This is a genomic window from Methanocalculus taiwanensis, assembly GCF_024372745.1.
Classification (GTDB): domain Archaea; phylum Halobacteriota; class Methanomicrobia; order Methanomicrobiales; family Methanocorpusculaceae; genus Methanocalculus; species Methanocalculus taiwanensis.
This window is the reverse complement of the sequence record NZ_VOTZ01000052.1, coordinates 1-2,673: the sequence shown is the minus strand read 5'-3', so window position 1 is coordinate 2,673 and position 2,673 is coordinate 1. Positions and strand designations below refer to the sequence as shown.

Annotated in this window: 2 protein-coding genes; both read right to left on the bottom strand. The window is 55.7% G+C overall.

Translation table 11 applies throughout. The features are described from left to right. Positions 1–1,349: formylmethanofuran dehydrogenase subunit A (locus FTO68_RS11690; RefSeq protein ID WP_255333590.1), on the bottom strand; the 1,349-nt coding region annotated here is incomplete at its 3' end. A 6-nt stretch (positions 1,350–1,355) separates the two neighbouring features. Beyond that, positions 1,356–2,669 (bottom strand): formylmethanofuran dehydrogenase subunit B, encoded by a 1,314-nt coding sequence (locus FTO68_RS11685; RefSeq protein ID WP_255333591.1) that lies wholly within the window; start codon positions 2,667–2,669, stop codon positions 1,356–1,358. Positions 2,670–2,673: the final 4 nt, after the last annotated feature.

Sequence of the window (2,673 nt, the reverse complement as noted above, 5' to 3'; positions counted from 1 at the left end):
GCCGTTCCCGCACGGGTCATCTGTGCGATCTCATAGAGCGAGAGTTCGCGATCCATTGCACCAAGACCGGTTCTGTCACGCACCTTGTCCTCATTCTTCATCCCGGCAAACATCTCGTCACGGGCCTTTGCGCTCATCAGCCATTTCATGACACGGGGATACCGGGTGAAAGGACCGGCGTTGGGATGGTCGGTCGTTAAGTGGAACCGCATGTGATCCTTTGCAAGGAGCGCGATCTCAAGACCGATTGCCCACTGGATCCCGCAGACAAAGATATCGGGGCTGTACACATACGGCACAACACCGGCCGCGGTCTCGAGCTCGACATCCGTGTTCGCCCATTTCAGGTGGTTCAGTTCACAGAGATGGTGCTCAAACGGACCGTCGGCGGTCATCGTCGTCGTCTCGTCAAGCGTCACAAACCCGATATCACAGGAGATGTTCTTCTGGGAGTTAATGTAGTCGGTGATCTCTTTTGCTTTTGACTCGAAACTTCCCCAGCCGGTGCCGCCATACGAGTGGAACTGGACATGGGTGTGGTGGAGCACCTGTTCACGGCCAAAGTCGTTCTTCGCCGAAATCCCTTCAGCAAGCTTCAGGGTATCGAGGGTGGTCTCGTAGTTCCCGGGGTTGCCGAGATTGTTGCTGTGCACATGCATGCAGTGGGGGAGTTTGAGATACTCGTTTGCCTCGATTAACCCTTTCACAATCTCTGCCGGGGTGATATCGAAATACGGAACCGGGTCATGGACACTTGTACAGTTCAGGCCCCAGCCCCAGGCTTCAGTACCGCCGGGATTCACGTTCTTTATTGCAAAACCCTTCGTCATCCTGAGGAGCCATGCAATATAGGCGGCGGTATTCTCGAGTTCCCTGTTCTTGAGGTATTCAAGGACAAACCAGTTGTTCCCAAACACCGGATAGGCACCCTGGTCGAGGATCGGGGTATCCCGCATCTCTTCGTGGGTGTGCCGGGCATACAACGGGGGCATCGCCGCTTCCATGACAGTCGTGTACCCCATACCGGCATACTTGTACCCGGTCTTGAAGGTGGTCGGTACCGAGAAACCGCCGGACATCCGCTTGATGCCCTTGCCGGGTTCATAGGCGACAAGACGCTTGTCTTCAGGACGGAAGTTTCTGCCGACATTCACTTTCGGCCCGGCAACATGGGCGTGGATATCCACGCCACCGGCCATCACGGTCTTCCCGGAAGCATCAATCACCTTTGCTGAAGCGCCGACACTCTCGACAATTTTCCCGTCTTTGATGGCGATATCTTTCTTATCTCCGTTGATTCCCTGGACAGGGTCGAAGACAAAACCGTTTTTGATAAGGTATTCTGCCATTGTAGTCTACACTCCCTTGCATTTCCTGACTTCAGCGAGCACCAGCTCGAGGAACTCCTGGTCGGTGAGCATGCCTTCGGGCGGGTCAACAACCTTCCTCGACTCGATCGGGACATTATCCATACGATAACAGCAGCCGCCAACCTCGACACCGACAAAGGCGACCGGGACATGCAGTTTGCAGACCGCAGTCGTCGGGGTCAGGTGGGGGTCGATTGCAACGGAGGGCAGCTGTGAAATCTTCTTCACCGAGCTGAACGGGAAGTGTGCGCCGGGATCTGAGCCGAGCACAAAGACCGCGTCAACTTCATCCCTCATCAGCAGATCATTTGAACTGGTCTCGCCGGGATTATACCGGGCAATACCCCGCGACAGATCGACACAGAACGGGAACCCGTACTGCCAGCCAAGCACTTCGCCGGAGCCGGTAACATTGTAGTGGCCCCGCATCGGCATGATGGCGGCTTTTGTGTAGTCGTTTAAGTCACGGGTGACTGCGATCGCGATATCGATGTTGTGGTTCTTGCCAAGCGACTGGGTCACACCCATCCCGAAGTAGATGATCACAAACCGGCCGCTCTTTAAGAGATCGGCTGCTTCGTAGATCTGGTCTTTTGGGATGCCTGCAACAACATCAGGTAGTTTCTCGCCACGGAACGCAACCCGGAGTGCCGAGAGGAGTTCGTAATCGCGGCCCTGTTCGATCTGGAGATGCACATCGGCAAGCGATGCGGTATCGGTCTTCCTCGGGTCAATCACAAAGACTTTCCTGCTCTTTGACCCTTTCCCGGTGAAGAATCCACGGGGGTAGACTGAGTATCTCGACATGTGACGGGGGTGGGCGTGTGCCGGGTTGCAGCCCCAGAAGACAACACGGTCGGCACGGTTCATCGCTTCGCCGAGGGTGCAGGAGGGGATCCCGACATCCTGGACCGCGATGAGCGAACTGCCGTGGCAGACGGTTGCAGTGTTGTCGACGATACCGCCAACGGCTTCTGCAATCGAATGGCCGACACTCTGCGCCTCGCAGGAGGTCGATGACCATCCATACATCAGGGGTTTCTTTGCGTAGCAGAGGATCTTTGCGGTATATTTTGCCGCTTCTTCGTAGGAGATCTCTTTGGTGGTTCCATCTTCCTGCATCATCCGGGGCCGGGTGATCCGATCCTCAGCCTGTGAGTGGAGGATCTTCTCTGCACCGATTGCGCAGGCATGATAGACCTCAAGGATCTTCTTGCCGTCGTCACTCAGCTCGACCTCAAGGTCGTCACAGAGTGTCCCGCAGAAGGGGCATATTACATCTGATACGATATTTGCCATAGAC

Bases quoted from the DNA above. Each gene is read 5' to 3' on its own strand.
- FTO68_RS11685 (WP_255333591.1), bottom strand. From the start codon at position 2,669: ATGGCAAATATCGTATCAGATGTAATATGCCCCTTCTGCGGGACACTC.